Source organism: Nonomuraea sp. NPDC003754 (assembly GCF_053605785.1).
Window position 1 is genome coordinate 51,077 of the sequence record NZ_JBSGJX010000012.1, and the last position, 13,145, is coordinate 64,221.

Sequence of the window (13,145 nt, forward strand, 5' to 3'; positions counted from 1 at the left end):
AGACGCCCCGCGTTCCCAGACGCGAAGACAGCGGGGCCCGGAGTGAGCAGGCCCCGAGCCGCTGTCCCGGCAGGCGGCGCCCCGTGCTCCCGGGCCCGGAGACAGCGGGGCCTCCCCTGCTGCTGCCCGACCCGCGCAGCGGCAGGGGCGGGCACCGTGGCGCGTCCGCCGGTGCGCTACCGTCACGCCATGAAGCTGGCGAGCATCCATTTCTATCCGGTCAAGTCCACCCGAGGCCACGATGTCACCGAGGCCGAGGTGGAGCCATGGGGTCTGAAGGACGACCGCCGCTACATGGTCGCCACCCCCGACGGAGGGATGTTGACCGCCAGGGAGGAGCCCAGGCTGCTGGCGTGCAGGGCCGAACTGTCCGGCGGCCGCCTCACGCTCACCGGCCCCCACCGCCCGCCGCTGCTGGTGACCCCCACCGCCGAGCTGAGCGACACGCAGGTGTGGCGCACCCGCGTCAAGCTCACCGACTGCGGCGACGACGCGGCCGCGTGGCTGTCGGCCCTGGTGGACAGGCCTGTGCGACTCATGTGGCTGGACGATCCGACCCGCCGTCCGGTGAACCCCGAGTACGGCACGCCCGAGGACCGGGTCTCCCTCGCCGACGGCTACCCGTTGCTGCTGGCCTCGATCGCCTCCCTCGACCAGCTGAACGACTGGATCGCCGAAGGGGCCGTCGAACGCGGCGAGGAGCCGCCCGCGCCGTTGCCCATGACCAGGTTCCGGCCGAACGTGGTCGTCTCGGGTGCCGAGGCGCCGTTCGTCGAGGACGGCTGGAAGCGGGTGCGCATCGGCGAGGTGGACTTCCGCGTGACCAAGCCGTGCGCCAGGTGCGTCCTGACCACGATCGACCCCGACACCCTGGAGAAAGGCAAGGAGCCGCTGCGCACGCTCGGCAAGCATCGCAAGATCGACAGGAAGCTGCTGTTCGCGGTCAACCTCATCCCCGACGGTCCCGGCGTGATCCGCGCCGGCGACCCCGTGACCGCCTCCTGATCGCCTCCCGACCGCCTCCGGACTGCCCGGTCACCTCCCGGCCGACCCGCGGCCGACCACCTCCCGCCCCGCCCGCGGCCGGGCGTCCCGGCCCCCCGCCCCGCCAGATCGTCCGCTTTGGGATGATGTTGGAGGTTATGCGACACTTCACCGGTGACCACCAGCCCGACAAAACCGTCAGTGTCGTCAGTACAGGGCGTGCAGCGCCGTACCCTCGCCGTGCTCTCCGCCGCCCAGATCACCGGAGGCGTCGGCGTGGCCGTCGGGCTGGCGCTCAGCTCGCTCGTCGTCTTCCGGCTGTCGGGCTCCGAGGCGGTCAGCGGACTGGCCGGCACGGCCACCGTCCTCGGCGCGGCGCTGCTGGCGCTTCCGGCGGCGAAGGTGTCGGGCAAGGGCGGGCGCAGGGCCGGGCTCGGCCTCGCGTACCTGGCGGCGCTGACCGGGTGCCTGATCTCGGTGCTGGCGATCACCGTCGGCTCGTGGCCGCTGCTGCTCGCGGGGCTGGTCCTGGTCGGCGGCGGCAGCGCGGGCAACCTCGCCGCCCGCTACTCGGCCACCGACCTTTCACCGCAGGGGCACGCCGCCCGGCACCTGTCGCTGGTGGTGTGGGCCGCGACCATCGGCTCGGTGGCCGGTCCCAACCTGGCCGGGCCGGCCGACTCGATCGGCAGGGACCTGGGGCTGGTGCCCGCGGCAGGGCCGTTCGCGGTCGCCGCGCTCTCCTTCGCCGTGGCGTTGCTGATCGTCGTGGTGGGCCTGCGCCCCGACCCGCTGACGCTCGCCAGGCAGCTGAGCGGCACCGACACACCGTCCATGGCGGGATCCAGGACGATCAGGGACGCCTGGGACACCCTGCGCGCCACCCCCACCGCGCGCAGGGCGCTGCTCGCGATCGCCGTCAGCCACACCGCGATGGTGTCGGTGATGTCGATGACGCCCGTCCACCTGGACCACGGGGGCGCCGACCTGGAGGTCATCGGGCTGGTGCTCAGCCTGCACATCGCGGGCATGTTCATGCTGTCGCCGGTGGTCGGCTGGCTCGCCGACCGGCTGGGCAAGGTGCCCGTGCTGGTGCTCGGCATGGCGCTGCTGCTGGCCGCGGCGGCACTCGCCGGTACGGCGGGCCGGCACGGCGTCGGCCAGGTCACCGTGGGGCTCGTCCTGCTGGGGGTGGGCTGGTCGTGCGGGCTGGTGGCGGGCTCGGCCATGCTGTCGGAGTCGGTGGCGATCGAACGCCGTCCCGCCGTGCAGGGCCTGTCGGACCTGCTGATGAACGTCTGCGGCGCGACCGGCACGATCGTCGCGGGCGCGATCGTGGGGGCGCTGTCGTACGGCGTGCTCGGTCTGGTCGTCGGCGTCATGGTCACGATCACGGGCGGCTGGTTGGTGCTGCGCGGACGGCCGGGTCAGGCGGCACCCGCGGCCTGACGCTCACTTGGCGTCGGCGTAGCAGGAGACGGTCACCGTCTCCATCGGGAAGCGCACCGGCGTCGCCCCGAACAGCAGCCGTGTCGCCTCGGCGGCGGCCGCGGCCACGGCGGCGCTCACCTGCTCGGCCTGGTCGAGCGGGCAGTGCACCATCACCTCGTCGTGCTGGAAGAACACCAGCCTGGCCGGCTCCGGCAGCAGCCCGCGCAGCACCGCCAGCAGGGCCAGCGCCCACTCGGCCGCCGTGGCCTGGACGACGAAGTTGCGGGTGAAGCGCCCCCGGTCGCGGGCCGCACGCGCCCCGTCGGGCCCCGAGACGAGCTGCTTCCACCGCTGGGACGGCGGCGGGCTGGTACGGCCCAGCCACGACCTGACGAGCTTGCCCTCCTCCCCCGCCTTGGCCGCGTCCTCCACGAACCGGTAGGCGAGCGGGAAGCGCTCCCGCATCACGGCCAGCAGCTTGGGCGCGTCGCCGCTGGTGCCGCCGTACATGGCGGACAGCATCGCGATCTTGGCGTGGTCGCGCTCGCCGCCGAAGGCCTTGGCCAGCGCGGAGTAGAGGTCGATCTCGCCGGCGGCGGTGGCCAGGCCCCTGTCGCCCGCCATGGCGGCCAGCACCCGCGGCTCCAGCTGGGCGGCGTCGGCCACGATCAGCGCCCACCCCTCGTCGGCCAGCACGACCCTGCGCATCACCTTGGGGATCTGCAACGCCCCTCCGCCGCTGGTGGCCCAGCGGCCGGAGACCACGCCGCCCACGACGTACTCGGCCCTGAAACGCCCGTCGCGCACCCACTGGTCGGCCCACGCCCAGCCGTGGAAGCTGTGGAGCCTGGCCAGCTCCTTGTAGGCCAGCAGCGGCGCGACGGCGGGATGCTCGATCTTCTTCAGCTCCCACGACCTGGTGGTCTTGACCGCCACGCCCGCCGTCTTGAACGCCTTGACCAGCTGCTGCACGGAGTCGGGGTTGACCGGATGGCCGAAGGCGGCCGACACCTGGTCGGCCAGCGCCTGCAGCTTGGCGGGCCGCATGCCGTGGACGGGCCGCGGGCCGAGCAGTTCGGTGAGCAGGTCGTCGTGCACGTCTCTGCGCCACGGCATGCCGTCGTGGCCGAGCTCGGCGGCGACCAGCGCCCCTGCCGACTCGGCGGCGACCAGCAGCCGGAAGCGGCCGGGGTCGGGCAGCGCCTCGATCCTGGCCAGCTGGTCGTGCAGCACCTCGGCCAGCGCGTCGGCGCCGAGCTCGGCCCGCTCCGGCTCGAACAGGGTGTCCTGCCTGGCCGCGGGCCCGCCGCCGTCGTCGGGCACCGGGAGCCCGTGGAGCCTGGCGTGGGCGGCCTCGGCCGAGCGCGGCTCGCCGTACCTGCCCTCGTGGGCGAGCAGCAGCCCCTCGGTCAGCGCCAGGTCGTGGCAGCGCGCCACCCGCACGCCCGCCGCCAGCAGCGCCGGGTAGACCTGCCGCGCGTCGGCCCAGACCCAGCGGGGGCGGCCCGGCTCCAGCTCGCCGACGGCGGCGGCGAGGTCGGCGACGCGGCGGGCCCGGCCCTCGATCGGGCGCAGCGTCCCGCCGCCCGAGGAGTCAGGGGTCAGGGCGACGTACACGCCTCCAGCCTGCCAGGCCGTACCGACAGTTCTCCCGCGCCTCCCAGGAGGTCACGAGGTCTCGGTCGCAAGGCCAGGAGGTCGGGGTCACGGGGTAGCAGAAGGTCACCGGGTCGCGGGGTCGTAGAGCGGGGTCACGGGGTCACGGGGTCAGGGGGATGGTCACCTCGTCCTCCAGCGGCGGGTCGAGCTCCTGTGGCAGGCACCCCGTGGCCGCGAAGCAGCGCAGCGTCAGCGCCTCGGGCGTCACGTCCAGGTGCAGGAAGCTCTTGAAGAACGGCGGGGTGTCCCAGTCGGACAGCTCCGACAGCGACCGGTGGAAGGTCCTGCCCACCGGCAGCCGCAGCGGCATCGGCCAGGCGCCGAGGACGCGCGCCGCCCACCGCATCCGCCGGGTGATCGTCACCTCGGGGCGGATCGGCCTGACCGGGGTGTTCTTGACGCGGTCGGCCATGATGCAGGCCGCCTCGGCCGGGGTCAGGTACAGCCACCGCATGCGCAGCCGCCTGGCGTACAGCTGGCTGTAGAACGACAGCGAGTCGCCCCGCAGCGGGTAGCACCTGAAGTCGTCCTCGTGCACGCCGGCCACGTCCACCCGCTCGATGGTGTGGGTGGCGTGCATGAACGCGCCCGACCCGCCCGCGACGACGTACTGGATCACCCGGTCCCCCACCCTGACCGGGTAACGCTGGTAGTTGTGCACGTCGCCGCCGATGGCCGCGACGTAGCGGTGCGCGGGGTCGCGGACGATGTCGTCGATCGTCCCACCGCCCTCCAGCGGCGAGGGCTTGTAGACGTTGCGGGTGTAGATCGGCTTGCCGGTGACCAGGATCTTGGGCCGCGGGTCCAGGGAGGTCCTGCGCAGCCACGCGACCTGGTCCTTGTCGATCAGTCCGCGGATCCCGGTGTCGATGCCGACGATCAGCAGGCTCTCGCTCTCGATCGCCCAGTAGGAGGCCGGCTGGAGGGCCTGCTGCTCCGGCGCGCCGCGCAGCCGGCGGGCCGCGGCCAGCGCCGCCTCGTCGATCGGCTCGGGCTTGCGCCACAGCAGGCCGCGCGGGCCCCGGTCCGGCCGGGGCTTCAGCGGCGGCGCGTCGCAGAAGACGCGCATGAACCCGCCCAGCCCGTCGTACCAGTCGTGGTTGCCGGGAACGGCGTAGACGGGCGCCGGGTAGTCCTTGTAGGGCCGGAAGAACTTGTTCGGGTACTCGTTGCCCGCGCCCGTCGGATAGATCACGTCGCTGGCGATGACGGCGAAGGAGGTGTCCCGGCCGACCTCGAGCATCCCCGGCACCACCGCGTACTGGGAGGCGTCGCCCTCGCCGGGATCACCTAAGAGCAGGAAGCCGAAGCGCTTGCCGAGCCCCGGCCTGATCCTGAGGTCGGCGTCGACGCCCCGCCGCCGCTGCGCCTCGACCCAGCGCCGCCGTACCTCTCCCGAGGGGTCGCCGAACAGGCCGGCGAGGATCTCGTTGCGCGAACGCCAGAGGGTCCGGGGGTTGAGCCAGGAGAAGGTGTCGTTGTCCGGGCGCAGGTCACGGTAGGTTCCGATCTGCTGGCACCGCCATCCGGCGCCCTCCTCCGAGGTGCGGGAGGAGGACCGCTTTCCACGCTCTGCGGCGACGTCGACCATGGTCATATGTTTACCTGATCTCATGAAGCTGTCATCAGGCGACCACGTGCGGTAGCCTTCACCCCCAAGCAAGCGGTTGTCGATGCTGCGGGGGGCTGGGGATGGCCCGCACCGGTTCAGGGGATGGGATCAGCGCCGACGCCGTCGAGGGCCTGCTCGCCTATGCCGCGACGCAGCGGGGGTTCGGCGGTGCGGCGATGAGAACGACGGAAAGGGCGATCGCGGGCGCGCGCGCACTGGCGGCCCGCGATCCCGTCACGCACACGGGGCTGCTGGTCAGGGCGCTACGGGCGGGCTGCGGGCTGCTGATGTCGCGCGGCCGGCCGGCCAGGGCGCTGCCGCTGGCGGAGGAGGCGCTGGAGCTGGCCAGGAGCCTCGGCGGCGCGCCGCTGGTCATGGCGCTGGGCTGCACCGCCGAGGTGCTGACGGCGCTCGGCCGGAAGGAGGAGGCGTTCATCCTGCTGGTCGAGGCGGAGAAGGAATGAGCACGCCGGGGTTCATGATCCCGGCGGGGTCGAGGCGCTCCTTGACCGCGCGCAGGATCTCCACGCCGAGCGGGCCGATCTCCTCCGCGTAGGCCTCCCGGTGGTCCCTGCCGACGCCGTGGTGGTGCGAGATGGTGCCGCCGGCGGCGACGATCGCGGCGTTGACCTCCCGCTTGGCGCTCTCCCATGCGGCCAGGCCGTGGCCGGTCACCACGGTGAAGTACAGCGACGCGCCGGTCTCGTAGACGTGCGAGATGTGGCACATGACCAGCGGCGTGCCGAGCGCGCCGAGCAGCGCCAGCCGTACCGCGTCGTAGAGCCTGGGCAGGTTCGCCCAGAAGGTCGCGGTCTCCAGCGTCTCGACGGTGGCGCCGGCGGCCAGGAGCGAGTCCCGCAGGTACGGCGCGGCGAAGCGGCCGTGCGCCCAGGCCTGCCCCGGCTCGGCGCCCAGGTAGGTGCCGCCCGCTTGGGCCAGCACGGCCGCCGCAGGCTGCCGGTCCTTCTCGTGGCCGGCGATCAGCAGGCAGCCCGCGTCGCCGGAGCCGATGGCCTCGGGCTTGGCCAGGCCGATCATCGTCTCGGTCTCGTCGGACAGCCGCAGCACGGTGGGCAGCGACCCCGCCTGCGCGAGGGCGCGCATCGCCGCCGAGCCGGCGGCGAACGACTCGAACCGCCAGCCCTCGTAGACCGTCTCGGCCGGGATCCTGCGCACCCGCAGCCGCAGCGAGGTGATGACGCCGAAGGCGCCCTCCGAGCCGAGGACCAGCTGGCGCAGGTCGGGGCCCGCACCGGACTTGGGCGCCCGGCCGAGGTCGAGCGTCCCGGTGGGGGTGGCCACGGTCATGCCCACGACCATGTCGTCGAAGCGCCCGTACCCGGCCGAGGCCTGCCCGCTGGACCTGGCGGCGGCGAAGCCGCCGAGCGTGGCGTACTCGTAGGACTGGGGGAAGTGCCCCAGCGTGAGCCCGTGCTCGCCCAGCAGCCGCTCGGCGTCGGGCGCGCGCAGGCCGGGCTCCAGCTCGGCGACCATCGACTCGGTGTCGACCGACACCAGCCGGTCGAGCCTGGCCAGGTCGAGGGCGATCACGCCGCCGCCCGTCACGTCGCCCGTCACGCCGCCTGTCACGCCGCCGACGACCGAGGTGCCGCCGCCGAAGGGGACGACCGCCACGCCGTGTCGCCCGCACACCTCGAGGACGCGCAGCACCTCCTCGTGCGAGCCAGGCAGGACGACCGCGCCGGGGGCGTCCGAGCCGTCGCCGGCCCGTATGCGCAGCAGGTCGGGGGTGGACTTGCCGCGGGTGTGCCGGACCCTGGCCTCGTGGTCGTCGCGCACGTGGGCCGCTCCCACCGCCTCCCGCAGCTCGGCCAGCGCCGCGCCGGGCAGCGAGGCCGGCGGGAGCTTCACCTCGTCGATGGCCACGGCGGGCGCGGGCGCGCTCACCCCCATGAGGTCGTGCAGGAGCCTGCGGATCTGGTCGGGCAGCTCGCGGGCCTTGGCGGGGTCGCCCCAGCCGCTCCACAGCATCGGTTCGTTCTCCACGCCTTACACTGTGACACATGACGGCAATTCGTCACAATGACGTCGTACTGGACGCCGCCCGTGCCTGCGTGCTGGCCTACGGGGTGCGGCGCACGACGCTGACCGACGTGGCCCGGCGGGCCGGGGTGTCGCGGATGACCATCTATCGCGGCTGGCCCGACGTGGGCAGCCTGGTGGCGGATCTGATGACCCGCGAGTGGCTGCGCGTGGTGGCCGAGCTCGACCTGAGCGATCCCGTGCCGGCCGTGGTCAAGGGCGTGCGGACGCTGCGGGAGCACCCGCTGTGGCGGAAGATCGTCGAGGTCGACCCCGAACTGCTGCTGCCGTACCTGACCGTGCGCAGGGGCGCCAGCCACGACGCGATCCTCGAGGTCCTGGAGCGGAGCATGAGCCCGGCGCGGGCCCGCGCCGTGCTGCTGACCGCCCAGTCATTCCTGCTGTCGGCCCACACCATGGGCGACCCCGACGCCCTCGACGCCGAACTGACGACCCTCCTGGAGAGGTATCTGGCATGACACCCGCGACGAACACCTCCCTGACCGCCGCGCGCAGGCTCGCCGAGCTGGAGCGGGTCCGCCACGAGACCGTCGACGTGCTGGTCGTGGGGCTCGGCGCCACGGGGGCGGGCGTGGCGCTCGACGCCGCCTCCCGCGGACTCACGGTGGCCGCGATCGACGCCCACGACCTGGCCTTCGGCACCTCGAGGTGGAGCTCGAAGATGATCCACGGCGGGCTGCGCTATCTCGCCAAGGGCCAGGTGGGGGTGGCCCGCGAGAGCGCGGTCGAGCGCGGCATCCTGCTCACCCGCACCGCGCCGCATCTGGTGAGGGCCGCGCCGTACCTGCTGCCGCTCACCCCGGCGGTCTCGCGGGCGCAGGCCGCGCTGGTCATGACCGGCTACCGGATGGGCGACGCGCTGCGCGTGGCCGCGCGCACGCCGCGCGGGCTGCTGCCGGGGCCGTCGCGGCTGCCCTCCGCCAAGGCGCGGGAGCTGGCGCCGCCCCTGCGCGGCGACGGCCTGCGCGGGGCGCTGCTGTCGTGGGACGGCAGGCTCGTCGACGACGCCCGCCTGGTGGTGGCGATCGCCCGGACGGCGGCCGGCCACGGCGCCCGGATCCTGACCAGGTGCAGGGCCCTGGAACTGCACGGCGACGGCGCCGAGGTGCGCGACGAGCTGACCGGCGAGACGTTCACGATCAGGGCCCGCGCGGTGATCAACGCGGCGGGCGTGTGGGCCGGCCTGCTCAACCCCGACCTCAGGCTGCGCCCCTCGCGCGGCACCCATCTGGTGCTGCGCGGCGAGACGCTGCCCGGGCTGCGCGCCGGGCTTCACGTGCCCATACCCGGCGAGAGCAACCGGTTCGCCCTGGTCCTCCCCCAGCACGACGGGCGGGTCTACGTCGGTCTCACCGACGAGCCGGTGGACGGCCCGGTCCCCGACGTGCCGGAGGTGCCCGAAGAGGACGTCACGGCGCTGCTGAGCGTGCTGAACGCGGTCCTGGAGGTCGCCGTGGACCGCGGCGCGGTGGCGGGCGCCTACGCGGGTCTCAGGCCGCTCCTGGAGGCCGAGGGACGCACCGCCGACCTGTCCCGCCGGCACGCGGTGCTGACGTCGGCGGACGGGGTGGTCACCGTCACCGGCGGCAAGCTGACCACCTACCGGCGGATGGCGCAGGACGCCGTGGACCTGGCCGTCTCGCGGCGGGCGCTGCCGGCGGGCCCGTGCGTGTCGGATCGGCTGCCGCTGGTCGGCGCCCGGCTCGCGGGCGGCCCCGCGGACCTCGTCGCTCGGTACGGCGGCGAGGCGGCGGCCGTCCACGAGCTGGTGAAGCGGCATCCCGAGCCGGTGGGCGCGGGCCGTACGCTCGGCGAACTGGTGTGGGCGGTCCGGCACGAGGGCGCGCTGGACGAGGCCGACCTGCTCGACCGGCGCACCAGGATCGGGCTGGTCCCCGAGGACCGGGCGGCGGCGCTCGCGGCGGCCCGGCACGCCCTGACCCTCTGAGCGCGTGTCGGCCGCATGCACACTCCCCAAACCGTTAGGTTAGTCTTACCTAAGGAAGAAGGATCAAGGGGAAGGTGGGCATGGCCAAGGGGTGCGACCATCCGGTCGGCTGTCACACGGGCGACGTGCCGACCCTCGCCAGCGCGACGGTCGGCGCCCGCCTGTGGCTGCTCATCGAGCACGAGGGCCCGTGGGCCTCGCACCTGGAAAACTGTGAACTTCCTGAAGAGATCGCAGAACTCGTGCGAAGAGCCGCCGAACGCGGTATCAGACCCCAGCTCATCCGCCGCCCAGGGCGCCGAACCCGGCAGCGGGACCAGCGCATCCGTGTGCTAGTCGGCTACGCGGCAGGCGAGAACCCCTGGCTGGCCAGCGGTGTCATCGCAGGTCCTGACGATCTTGACTTGGACGCCGTGGTGGCCGGAGTGGTCCCAGAGTCCTGCATACTTGAAGACGAGCCGGTATTTCTGGTCTGCACGCACGCCAAGCGCAATGCGTGCTGCGCCCGCATTGGACTACCCCTCGCTCGACGGCTGGCAGAAGTTTTGCCGGACAGAGTGTGGGAAACCTCACATGTTGGCGGCGATCGCTACGCCGCCAACCTCGTGTGCTTGCCACACGGAATTTTCTACGGCAGCATGTCTCAGGCTGCTGCGATCGCAGCAGTCAACGCGTACCGGTCCGGCGAGGTGATTCTCGACCGTTACCGGGGACGCGCAGGCATCCCTGAGCCATTGCAGGCCGCCGAGCATTTCGCCCGTGCCCACACGGGTGAACTGTCGGTCGGCGAAGTGGCCGTGGAATCCTCCAGGTCGGACGGCGACGTCACCGAGGCCCTCGTGCGCTGCGGTGACGTCCGGTTCCAGGTTGTGGTTGAGCCAGCGGTGTTCCCAACACCGTGTGGTACGGCTTGCGCCGAGACGATCACGACCTACCGGCTGGTCTCGCTGGACAGGCTCGCGCCTGTGCGGTACGCCACGCCCGCTCTCGCCTGATCACGGGAACATCACGGCACACCCCTGCGTTGGAACAGTGACGCCGAAAGCGTCCAATGCGGCTCAATCACTGAAATACCTCTCACGAAGGTGGTTTTCTCATGTCTCAGGTACGTCGGCAGATCGCCCGCCCGCGCCCCAGCTGGGGTTGGCAGGATGATGCCGCGTGCCGAGGTGAGGACCTCGTGCTCTTCTTCGGTCCCGACGGCGAGCGGCAGCCCGAGCGTGACGTTCGCGAGCGGAAGGCCAAGGCGATCTGCGCCCAGTGCCCCGTTCGCGCCGAGTGCCTTGACTACGCGCTGTCCCGGCCCGAGAAGTACGGCACGTGGGGCGGTCTTAACGAGGACGAGCGCGCCTCCGAGCGCCGCCGTCGCATGCGCCGCGCGGCCAGCGCAGGCATCTCCGCCGCCTGAGGTCCACCCCGGCAGCGTCCAGCAGCAGCGTGATCACGCAGTTGTCCCGATGACCACCTCGAACCCGGTCGGGACAACTGCCTGATCAAGCACCATCAAGCACCACGGGCGTCGCCGGCATCACATCCCCCCTCCCAACAGAGGGCGCGCGACTCCCCCCGTCGAGGGCAGCGTGACGATGCCGCGCCTCAGGCGATCAGGTCGTCGAACTCCCCGTCCTTCGCGCCCAGCACGAACGCGGTCATCTCCGCCTTGGTGTAGACGAGCGCGGGATCGTCGGGGAAGCGGGAGTTCCGCACCGCGTACTGGCCCGTCGGCAGGGCGGCCACCTCCACGCAGTTGCCGTTCGGATTACTGCGCCTGCCCTTGCGCCAGGCCACCGCGAGTCTGCTCGCGGCGATGCCGTTGGGAATCTCCCCCATGGTTCCTCCTCGTGCGTGCGAATGCACGTGCATCGGTGCTTGCAGGGCACGAGGATACGCGAACTAGAAGATCTTGCGCAGTCGCTCCAGAAAGCGCCGACTTTCGGCGGGAGTGTCCGCTTGCACGCTGAGCCGGTCCATGACCTTCATGTAGTGCTCGGACTCACCCAGCTTGTCCAGGTAGAGCGCGCTCGACAGCTGCTCCATGTAGACGACGTCGGGCAGCTCGGGCTCGGGAAAGCGCAGGATGGAGAAGGCGCCGCCGGCCGCCGCGTGCCCGCCCCGCTCGAACGGCATGACCTGCACCGTCACGTTCGGCAGGTCGGCGACCTCGATGAGGTGCCCGATCTGGCCACGCATGGTCTCGTTCCCGCCCAGCGCGCGGCGCAGCACCGCCTCGTCGAGCACCGCCCACAGCGCGACCGGCCGCTCGCCCCCGAGGCGTTCCTGCCTGGTCATCCGGAGCGTGACGCGGCGCTCCATCTCGCTCTTCGGCGCCTTGTCGTGGGCCAGCGAGATCACCGCTCGCGCGTAGTCGGGCGTCTGCAGCAGGCCGGGGACGAACTGGTTCTCGTAGGTGCGGATGATCGAGGCCGCCCCCTCCAGGCCGATGTAGACCTCGAACCAGTTCGGCAGCAGGTCGTTGTACTTGTGCCACCAGCCCGGCTGGTTGGCCTGCCTGGCCAGGTCGAGCAGGCGCGCTCGGTCGCCGGGGTCGGTCACGCCGTACATGGTCAGCAGGTCGGCGACGTCGCGCTCCTTGAAGCTCACCTGGCCCAGCTCGAGTCGGCTGATCTTGGCGTGCGAGGCCCTGATGGCGTAGCCGGCGTCCTCCCTGGAGATCCCCTTGGCGGTGCGCAGCCTCCTGAGCTGGGCACCGAGCAGGATACGCAGAACCGTCGGGCCGCCACCCTTGGCAGAGCTCAGGGGCCGCACGTTCTCCGCCGCTTCCACGCGCTGTCTCCTCTCGAGTAAAGATCACAGTGTGACACGGATCCGGGGCGGGCATCACCCTTCACGCACGTGCATTTGCGATTTGCATCGGTAAAGCACGGAAAGTCTTGCATCTGTAAGCTCTCGCCGTAAATATGGTCACTTGGACCGCGCGAAGTATCCGAGCCCCGGGGACCTCCATGACCACTTCCGCCGCACCATCAGCACCATGGCACGCCGCCACGGGCACCGCACCGCCCGACTGGCTCAGCACCCTGTTGTCCGGCAGCCCGCCCGGCGACCAGGCGGTGGTGCTCGACTTCGCCATGCCCGCCGACCCGGCCGTCGTGGGGGTGGCCAGGTCGTTCGTGCGCACCACCTTCGCGGGATGGGAGTCCTGCGACGCGGTGTTCGACGCGCAGCTCGTCGTCTCGGAACTGGTGACCAACGCCATCAGGCACGGCGGGGGCGCCAGGTCGCTCAGGCTGGTGTGCTCGCAGCGCCGGCTCGGATGCGCGGTCCGCGACTTCAGCGGCGCGGTGCCGGTGACCGCGACAACCGGTTTCCTGGCCGAGTTCGGCAGGGGGCTGCCGCTCATCGAGGCGCTCACGACCACCTGGGGGTGGCTTCATCCAGCCGGCGGCGGCAAGCTCGTCTGGGCCGCGCTCAACTGAGGCGGCCCAC

13 protein-coding genes are annotated in these 13,145 nt (G+C 72.3%); 8 read left to right on the forward strand and 5 right to left on the reverse strand.

Going from position 1 to position 13,145, the window contains the following annotated elements; genetic code table 11:
• Positions 1-189 precede the first annotated feature (189 nt).
• Positions 190-1,005, forward strand: coding sequence for an MOSC domain-containing protein (locus ACWEVS_RS17110; protein ID WP_452414138.1), 816 nt, complete (start codon positions 190-192; stop codon positions 1,003-1,005).
• 180 nt (positions 1,006-1,185) lie between these two features.
• Positions 1,186-2,433 carry an MFS transporter gene (locus ACWEVS_RS17115; RefSeq protein ID WP_449924196.1) on the forward strand — a complete coding sequence of 416 codons (1,248 nt, stop codon included), beginning with the start codon at positions 1,186-1,188 and terminating at the stop codon, positions 2,431-2,433.
• A gap of 3 nt (positions 2,434-2,436) precedes the next feature.
• Here ACWEVS_RS17115 and ACWEVS_RS17120 read toward each other — a convergent pair whose 3' ends face one another.
• The gene (locus ACWEVS_RS17120; RefSeq protein ID WP_452552253.1) at positions 2,437-4,032 is read right to left on the reverse strand and encodes a bifunctional 3'-5' exonuclease/DNA polymerase; all 1,596 of its coding nucleotides are present in this window, start codon (positions 4,030-4,032) and stop codon (positions 2,437-2,439) included.
• 142 nt (positions 4,033-4,174) lie between these two features.
• Entirely contained in the window at positions 4,175-5,671 is a 1,497-nt protein-coding gene (locus tag ACWEVS_RS17125) for a metallophosphoesterase family protein (RefSeq protein WP_449924202.1), read from the reverse strand.
• A gap of 95 nt (positions 5,672-5,766) precedes the next feature.
• Between ACWEVS_RS17125 and ACWEVS_RS17130 the strand changes: the two genes are divergently transcribed.
• Complete coding sequence (locus ACWEVS_RS17130) at positions 5,767-6,150, forward strand: hypothetical protein (RefSeq protein ID WP_452414143.1); 384 nt, start codon at positions 5,767-5,769, stop codon at positions 6,148-6,150.
• On the opposite strand, the gene ACWEVS_RS17135 is transcribed toward ACWEVS_RS17130, so the two are convergent.
• Positions 6,119-7,678 (reverse strand): FAD-binding oxidoreductase, encoded by a 1,560-nt coding sequence (locus tag ACWEVS_RS17135; RefSeq protein ID WP_452552361.1) that lies wholly within the window; start codon positions 7,676-7,678, stop codon positions 6,119-6,121. The two genes, ACWEVS_RS17130 and ACWEVS_RS17135, sit on opposite strands and share 32 nt — an antisense overlap.
• Before the next feature lie 32 nt (positions 7,679-7,710).
• Between ACWEVS_RS17135 and ACWEVS_RS17140 the strand changes: the two genes are divergently transcribed.
• From ACWEVS_RS17140 to ACWEVS_RS17155, 4 genes are all read left to right on the forward strand, one after another.
• Complete coding sequence (locus ACWEVS_RS17140) at positions 7,711-8,208, forward strand: TetR/AcrR family transcriptional regulator (protein WP_354904278.1); 498 nt, start codon at positions 7,711-7,713, stop codon at positions 8,206-8,208.
• Positions 8,205-9,698 (forward strand): glycerol-3-phosphate dehydrogenase/oxidase, encoded by a 1,494-nt coding sequence (locus ACWEVS_RS17145; protein WP_452552255.1) that lies wholly within the window; start codon positions 8,205-8,207, stop codon positions 9,696-9,698. The genes ACWEVS_RS17140 and ACWEVS_RS17145 overlap by 4 nt, the downstream gene beginning before the upstream one ends.
• An 80-nt stretch (positions 9,699-9,778) precedes the next feature.
• Complete coding sequence (locus ACWEVS_RS17150; RefSeq protein ID WP_452552363.1) at positions 9,779-10,693, forward strand: sucrase ferredoxin; 915 nt, start codon at positions 9,779-9,781, stop codon at positions 10,691-10,693.
• A gap of 101 nt (positions 10,694-10,794) precedes the next feature.
• Positions 10,795-11,106: a WhiB family transcriptional regulator gene (locus tag ACWEVS_RS17155; protein ID WP_192773819.1), complete on the forward strand. Its 312-nt coding sequence runs from the start codon at positions 10,795-10,797 to the stop codon at positions 11,104-11,106.
• A 188-nt stretch (positions 11,107-11,294) separates the two neighbouring features.
• Here ACWEVS_RS17155 and ACWEVS_RS17160 read toward each other — a convergent pair whose 3' ends face one another.
• Positions 11,295-11,528, reverse strand: coding sequence for a DUF397 domain-containing protein (locus ACWEVS_RS17160; RefSeq protein WP_449924216.1), 234 nt, complete (start codon positions 11,526-11,528; stop codon positions 11,295-11,297).
• Positions 11,529-11,591: 63 nt separating this feature from the next.
• Positions 11,592-12,482 (reverse strand): helix-turn-helix domain-containing protein, encoded by an 891-nt coding sequence (locus ACWEVS_RS17165; protein WP_452552257.1) that lies wholly within the window; start codon positions 12,480-12,482, stop codon positions 11,592-11,594.
• Between the two features lie 179 nt (positions 12,483-12,661).
• Here ACWEVS_RS17165 and ACWEVS_RS17170 point away from each other — a divergent pair, with 179 nt between their 5' ends.
• Positions 12,662-13,135, forward strand: coding sequence for an ATP-binding protein (locus ACWEVS_RS17170; RefSeq protein WP_449924221.1), 474 nt, complete (start codon positions 12,662-12,664; stop codon positions 13,133-13,135).
• Positions 13,136-13,145: the final 10 nt, after the last annotated feature.

Bases quoted from the DNA above. Each gene is read 5' to 3' on its own strand.
- ACWEVS_RS17110 (WP_452414138.1), top strand. From the start codon at position 190: ATGAAGCTGGCGAGCATCCATTTCTATCCGGTCAAGTCCACCCGAGGC.
- ACWEVS_RS17125 (WP_449924202.1), bottom strand. From the start codon at position 5,671: ATGACCATGGTCGACGTCGCCGCAGAGCGTGGAAAGCGGTCCTCCTCC.
- ACWEVS_RS17130 (WP_452414143.1), top strand. From the start codon at position 5,767: ATGGCCCGCACCGGTTCAGGGGATGGGATCAGCGCCGACGCCGTCGAG.
- ACWEVS_RS17135 (WP_452552361.1), bottom strand. From the start codon at position 7,678: ATGCTGTGGAGCGGCTGGGGCGACCCCGCCAAGGCCCGCGAGCTGCCC.
- ACWEVS_RS17140 (WP_354904278.1), top strand. From the start codon at position 7,711: ATGACGGCAATTCGTCACAATGACGTCGTACTGGACGCCGCCCGTGCC.
- ACWEVS_RS17145 (WP_452552255.1), top strand. From the start codon at position 8,205: ATGACACCCGCGACGAACACCTCCCTGACCGCCGCGCGCAGGCTCGCC.
- ACWEVS_RS17150 (WP_452552363.1), top strand. From the start codon at position 9,779: ATGGCCAAGGGGTGCGACCATCCGGTCGGCTGTCACACGGGCGACGTG.
- ACWEVS_RS17155 (WP_192773819.1), top strand. From the start codon at position 10,795: ATGTCTCAGGTACGTCGGCAGATCGCCCGCCCGCGCCCCAGCTGGGGT.
- ACWEVS_RS17160 (WP_449924216.1), bottom strand. From the start codon at position 11,528: ATGGGGGAGATTCCCAACGGCATCGCCGCGAGCAGACTCGCGGTGGCC.
- ACWEVS_RS17170 (WP_449924221.1), top strand. From the start codon at position 12,662: ATGACCACTTCCGCCGCACCATCAGCACCATGGCACGCCGCCACGGGC.